This window comes from Parafannyhessea sp., from assembly GCF_051876455.1.
Taxonomy (GTDB): Bacteria; Actinomycetota; Coriobacteriia; order Coriobacteriales; family Atopobiaceae; genus Parafannyhessea.
On record NZ_JBJEHW010000013.1, the window covers coordinates 1 to 6,308 of the forward strand.

The window sequence follows — 6,308 nt, forward strand, 5'->3', positions numbered from 1 at the left end:
TCACGACAAAATAGATATTGATGAAGCGGATATGCAGAAAACATATCCGCTTTTCTTTTTGCAGCAATCAAATTGGTAAGAAGAGGTGAAATTTCTCAAATATCAAATATGGCTCTGAACTTGCATTTTGCACTTTGAAGTTTATTCAGGTTCGGCAAGCGTGGAGTTCTTGCCCGCAGACGGCAGTTTTGGAATGTATGGGGCGACGCGTAACACTTCACCGACTATTGCATAACGCTTGCGAACAGGACAAGGTTTCTTTGACGAAGTCGTGTAGGATATGTAGCGGAATTTAGCGGATTGTGTAGCAATACTGTTACAGGTCCGCTGACACTAGGTCGAGTGACGCATTGCGTCGAAAGGAGTTGCGGTCATGTCAGATACGACAGCGCAGCCGAAGAAGAAGAGGAAGATGCTCACATCCTTCTCTATCATCTTCATCTTGTTGGCCATTGTGGCCATCATCTCGATCCTCATGAATGGCACTCCGTACCACTATGAGGACATCCAGGGAACGGTGACGGGCGCTACGCTCGGCAGCTTCACGATGGCGCCTGTCAATGGCTTCAAGGATGCCGTCGACGTCTGCCTCTTCGTCATGGTCCTTGGTGGCTTCCTCGGCATCGTCAACAAGACCGATGCGCTCGCCACGGGCATCGACGTCCTGGTCGAGAAGATGAACGGCAACGAGCTCAAGCTCATCCCGATCCTCATGGCCATCTTCGCATTCGGCGGCACCACCTACGGTATGTGCGAGGAGACCGTCGGCTTCTACGCCCTGCTCTCTGCCACGATGATCGCGGCTGGCTATGACTCCCTCAGCGGCGCGATGATCGTCCTTCTCGGCGCTGGTGTCGGCTGCCTCGGCTCCACGGTCAACCCGTTTGCCACCGGAATCGCGAGCTCCGCGCTCACGGACATGGGCATCAAGGTCAACCAGGCGGTCGTCATCGGCCTTGGCCTCGTCCTTCTCTTTGTCTCCTATGGTATCTCCGTCTTTTTCGTGCTGCAGTACGCCAAGCGCGTCAAGGCTGACCCCTCCAAGTCGCTCATGAGCAAGGATGAGATCGACGCCTCCGTCGCGGCATACGCGAACGATGACAAGTCCGACGAGAAGAAGAGCCTCTCCGGCAAGCAGAAGGCAGTCCTCTGGGTGTTCGCGGCAGCGTTCATCATCATGGTCATCTCCTTCGTGCCTTGGGAGGACCTCGGCAACAACTTCTTCGTGGCGGGCGCTTCCTCTCACGAGGAGACCACCAAGGTCACCGCTGCAGACATCGAGAAGCAGTACAGCGACGACAGCCTCGGCACCCTCAAGCTGACCCCGAAGAACACCAAGGGCACCCTCACCACCACCGTAACCGACAACGCCGGCTGGTCCGCGTTCCTCACGGGCACCCCGCTTGGCCAGTGGTACTTCGCAGAGTCCACGACCTGGTTCCTGCTCCTCGCCATCCTCATCGGCATCATCGGCGGGCTCTCGGAGCACGAGATAGTCGACACGTTCATGGCTGGCGCCGGTGACATGATGTCGGTCGTCATGATCATCGCGGTCTCCCGTGGCGTCTCCGTCCTCATGAAGAGCACGGGCATCGCGAACCTGGTGCTGGCCGACTCCGCGAACGCGCTTCAGGGCACGCCTGCCGTCGTGTTCACCATCGGCTCCTTCCTGCTCCTGTTCCTGCTCTCGTTCCTCATCCCGTCGACGTCCGGCCTGGCTACTCTGTCCATGCCCATCCTCGGGCCCCTGGCCGCAAAGCTTGGCTTCAACCCCGCGATCATGATCATGATCTTCTCCGCCGCGTGCGGCGTCGTGAACCTGATCACGCCTACGTCCGGAGCCATCATGGGCGGCCTTGCCCTGTCCCGCATCGAGTACGGCACGTGGGTCAAGTTCTGCCTCAAGATCGTCATCACGATCTCGATCGCCTGCATGGTCATCCTCTCCATCGCCATGGTTGCCATCCCGGCATAGCCCTAGCGCAATAGGACGAGAAGGGCACCTCCGCAAGGGGGTGCCCTTTTTGTTGGCCGCGCTGATTGGTGATATGCATGAAATCGCGCCATCTGCGTTTACCGAACTGGTGCGCACTGCTGCAGATAAGAGAAGAATATATGTTACAGAATGATTACGATACATAAACGTGTGTTATAAGCGGGCCGTCTGAACGGTCATTTTCGTCTAAGGGGTGTTGCAGTGTCCGAGGGCAATGGGAAGAAGAGAAGGGTGCTCACGTCCTTCTCGATCATGTTCATACTATTGGCGGCAATCGCGCTCATAAGCATCGTGCTGTCAGGGTTCACGAGTGAGGTCAAGGCCGTGTCGTTTGGCACGCTCATGATGTCGCCCGTCAACGGGTTCAAGGACGGGCTCGGGGTCGCGCTCTTCGTGATGGTGCTGGGCGGGTTCCTCGCGATCGTGAACGCGACGGATGCTCTTTCGGCGGGGATAGGCGCCCTGGTCAAGAAGATGGGTGGCAACGAGCTGAAGCTCATCCCCGTGCTCATGTTCATCTTCGCGGTGCTGGGAAGCACCTACGGTTTCTGCGAGGAGACCGTCGGCTTCTATGCGCTGCTCTCGGCAACCATGATGGCCGCCGGGTTCGATTCCATGACCGGCGCCATGATGGTGCTCCTGGGCGCCGGCGTCGGCTGCCTGGGCTCGACGGTTAACCCGTTCGCCACGGGCATCGCGTCCGACGTCCTGAGCTCCTGTGGCATAGTTGCTGACCAGGGCGTCGTGATCGGCCTCGGACTCGTGCTTCTGGTCACCTCGTATGTCGTGGCCGTCTACTTCGTCATGAGCTATGCCAAACGCGTTAGGGCGGATGCGGGAAGGTCGCTCATGAGCGCAGACGAGACGGCCGCCGCACAGGAGGCGTATGGGGACGCTGCCGCGGCCAAGTCCGAGTACGCCGAGCCGACGCGCAAGCAGAGGATGGTCCTCTGGCTGTTCGGGCTCTCGTTCCTCGTGATGATCGTCGGCTTTGTGCCCTGGGGAAAGCTCGGTGTGAACGCGTTCACGGCGGGAGAGAGCTCTCACGTGGAGACCAGTCACGTCGCGGCGTCGGACATCAGGAAGCAGTACGAGGACGATGACCTTGGCACGCTCAAGCTGAGTCCCAAGAACGCGAGCGGTACGCTCCGCACGACGGTCGTGGACAACGCCGGATGGTCCTCGTTCCTGACGGGCACGCCGCTGGGAGACTGGTACTTCTCGGAGTCCACCACGTGGTTCCTCATCATGGCCATCGTCATCGGCGTCGCCGCGGGCATGGGCGAGCACGAGCTCGTGCGCACGTTCCTCGCGGGCTGCGGCGACATGATGGGCGTCGTGATGATCGTGGGGCTCTCGCGCGGCGTCGCCATCCTCATGGGCGACACGGGACTCTCGCTCTTCGTGCTCAACCACGTGTCCGCCGCGCTCAAGGGCACGTCGCCCGTGGTATTCGCGCTCGGAAGCTACGTGCTGTACTTCCTGCTGTCGATCCTCATCCCGGGCACCTCGAGCATGGCGACGATCTCGATGCCGATCATGGGGCCGCTCACGCAGTCGCTCGGCTTCAACCCGGCGATCATGATCAACGTGTTCGCGTCCGCAAGCGGCGTCGTCAACTACTTCACGCCTGCCAACGGCGCCATCATGGGCGGACTCGCGCTCTCGCGCGTGGAGTACGGGACGTGGCTCAAGTTCGTGGGCAAGGTCGTGCTCGCGACGGCCGTCGTGAACGTGGTGGTGCTCGCCATCGCGATGGTCGTGCTGTAGGCACAAGGCATCCGCAAGAAAGGCGCGTCCTTCTCGCCCGCGTTGGTGGGGGAGAAGGACGCGCCTGCATGAGCCGTAGCACCATCGTTGGGTGAGGGATGGTTCTCCTAGTAGACCATGCCCATGGCCTCACGGACCTCGTCGAGGGTCCTCTGGGCGATCTCGTTGGCCTTGCGGTTGCCCTCGTGGAGGACGTCCTTGACGTAGTCGAGGTCGTTCTCGTAGGCGTGGCGACGCTCGCGGATGGGCGCGAAGTAGTCGTTGACGGCCTGGGTCACGTACTTCTTGAGCTGGCCGGAGCCACCGTTGCCGATCTCGGCCGCGATGTCCTTGGGGTCGCGGCCGGTGCAGATGCCGGCCGTGGTGAGCAGCGCGGACACGCCGGGACGCGCCTCCGGGTCGTACGTGATGAAGCGCTCGGAGTCGGTCTTGGACTTCTTGATGAGCTTGGCGGTCTCCTCGGCGGTCATGCTGATCGAGATCGCGTTGCCGTAGGACTTGCTCATCTTGCGGCCGTCGAGGCCCGGGATGAGCGGCGTGGAGGTGAGGAGCCCCGTCACGTCCGGGAAGACCTTGCCGTAGCGCTCGTTGAAGCGACGGGCGATCTTGCTCGTGACCTCGATGTGGGGCAGCTGGTCGCGGCCGACGGGCACGATGTTGCCCTTGCAGAAGAGGATGTCGCAGGCCTGGTGAACCGGGTAGGTGAGCAGGAGTCCCGTGAGCGAGTGGCCGGAGGCCTCCATCTCGGCCTTGACGGTGGGGTTGCGCTGCAGCTCGGCCTCGGTCACGAGCGAGAGGAACGGCAGCATGAGCTGGTTCTCCGCGGGGACGGCGGAGTGCGTGAAGATCATGGTCTTGTCCGGGTCGATCCCGCAGGCGAGGTAGTCCATAACCATGTTGTACACGTTGTCGCGGATGTGCTCCGTGGTGTCGCGGTCCGTGATGACCTGGTAGTCAGCGATGATGATGTTGGTGCTCACGCCAAGGTTCTGCAGGCGCACGCGCTCCTTGATGGTGCCGAAGTAGTGACCCAGGTGCAGGCGGCCGGTGGGCCTGTCACCCGTGAGCATGGTGTACTTCTCGACCTTGCCGGAGGCGATGTCCGCCTCGACCTCCTGGCTGCGCCTGAGCGCCGCCTCGTAGCTTCCCTCGTTGGGCATGTTCTTCTCCTTGTGGAACGGTTCAAAAGGCAACCCCTACATCCTACGGCAAAACCGCCGTGGCGTCAGGGCGGGTGGCACGTGGGACACCATGGCGAAACGCGGCGCGACGCGACGGGCGAGAGGCGCCGCCGCCCGGCTCGCGCTAGGTCCGTGGCGGCGCGTCGAGCTCGCGCCTGGCCTCGCGCCACGCGGGACAGTAGCGGTCCATGAGCGCGTGGAAGCGCGCGTTGTGGCTCGGCTCGAGCAGGTGGCAGAGCTCGTGCACGACGACGCTCTCGATGCTGGGCACGGGGTGCGCGGCGAGCTCCGTGTTGAGCGTGATGCGCCCCGTACGCACGTTGCACGAGCCCCACCGGGACGTCATGCGGCGCAGGCGCCATCCGCTCGCATGGACGCCCATGAGGGGCTCGTGGCGCTCGAACATCGCGGGAAGCAGCTCCTCAAGCTCTTGGCGCCGCAGGTCCTCCACGGCCGCGCCGATGAGGGGCGCGAGGTCCTGGGCGCCCTCCGTCGCGACGTCGCGCGAAACGTGGACGAGAAGGACGTCCCCCTCGGCCTCGGCCCGTGGCCTGCGACGGCGGGGGAGGTCCGCGACGGCGCGTATGGAGAGCGTGCGTCCCAGCAGGTGGGTGTGCCCCCCGTCGCGAAGTCCCTCTCGCCTGGCATCCTCGCGCGCGAGGGCGCGCTGCCGGGCACGCTCGATCCACTGGCGGTGCGCCAGGACGAACTCCTCTATCTGGGAGAGGGGCACGCGGGCGGGCGCGCTCACGAAGACGGAGCCGTCTTGGCGGACCCTGAGGTTGACGCGCCGCACGCGCTTGCGGACCACGGTCACCGCGACGCCGCCGATGTCGATGCACTTGGCAGTCCCCATTACGCGGACGCGTCCTCCCTGTTACAATTTTTCCGTATGCAATAATGCCCCGCGGTACGGGGCTCCCATGGTCTAGACTTGCGATTGTAGTATGGGGAGGGTGCCGATGGCCAGTTCTTGTGGGGAAGATGCGAGCAAGTCCGCACTTCGTGAGAGCTACCTCAGGGCATCCAAGGGCCTTTCGCCACGCTATCGCAAGCGCGTGGACGCGGAGGTGCGCCTGCACCTGCGCGCGCTGCCCGAGTACCGCCGCGCCGCATGGCTGCTGGCGTACGTCCCATTTGAGGACGAGTTCCCCACACGGCAGATCATCCAGCGTGCCCTTGCGGACGGCAAGCGCGTGGCGCTCCCGCGCTGCGAGCAGGGCGAAGGCGGCTGCGTGCTGAGGTTCTACGAGGTTGGGTCCCTGGAGGGGCTGGCCGCCGGCATGCGCGGCGTGCTGGAGCCAAGGCCGGCGGAGGGGGAGCGGCCCCTTGGGCCCGACGAGCTGGGACGGTCGATCTGC

General features: G+C 63.0%; 5 protein-coding genes. 3 read left to right on the forward strand and 2 right to left on the reverse strand.

Annotated elements, in window-relative coordinates:
• Positions 1-373 precede the first annotated feature (373 nt).
• Both ACI38Z_RS00580 and ACI38Z_RS00585 read left to right on the forward strand, forming a co-directional pair.
• Positions 374-1,975, forward strand: a complete 1,602-nt coding sequence (locus ACI38Z_RS00580) for a YfcC family protein (protein WP_439788250.1) — start codon at positions 374-376, stop codon at positions 1,973-1,975.
• Positions 1,976-2,197: 222 nt separating this feature from the next.
• Positions 2,198-3,766: a YfcC family protein gene (locus ACI38Z_RS00585; protein WP_439788251.1), complete on the forward strand. Its 1,569-nt coding sequence runs from the start codon at positions 2,198-2,200 to the stop codon at positions 3,764-3,766.
• A 107-nt stretch (positions 3,767-3,873) separates the two neighbouring features.
• Here ACI38Z_RS00585 and trpS read toward each other — a convergent pair whose 3' ends face one another.
• The gene (trpS, locus tag ACI38Z_RS00590; RefSeq protein ID WP_439788252.1) at positions 3,874-4,926 is read right to left on the reverse strand and encodes a tryptophan--tRNA ligase; all 1,053 of its coding nucleotides are present in this window, start codon (positions 4,924-4,926) and stop codon (positions 3,874-3,876) included.
• Positions 4,927-5,071: 145 nt separating this feature from the next.
• Complete coding sequence (locus ACI38Z_RS00595) at positions 5,072-5,803, reverse strand: M48 family metallopeptidase (protein ID WP_439788253.1); 732 nt, start codon at positions 5,801-5,803, stop codon at positions 5,072-5,074.
• Between the two features lie 106 nt (positions 5,804-5,909).
• Between ACI38Z_RS00595 and ACI38Z_RS00600 the strand changes: the two genes are divergently transcribed.
• The coding region (locus ACI38Z_RS00600; protein ID WP_439788254.1) for a 5-formyltetrahydrofolate cyclo-ligase at positions 5,910-6,308 on the forward strand (399 nt) is incomplete at its 3' end.

Coding starts and splice junctions, on each gene's coding strand:
- ACI38Z_RS00595 (WP_439788253.1), bottom strand. CDS start 5,803: ATGGGGACTGCCAAGTGCATCGACATCGGCGGCGTCGCGGTGACCGTG.
- ACI38Z_RS00580 (WP_439788250.1), top strand. CDS start 374: ATGTCAGATACGACAGCGCAGCCGAAGAAGAAGAGGAAGATGCTCACA.
- trpS (WP_439788252.1), bottom strand. CDS start 4,926: ATGCCCAACGAGGGAAGCTACGAGGCGGCGCTCAGGCGCAGCCAGGAG.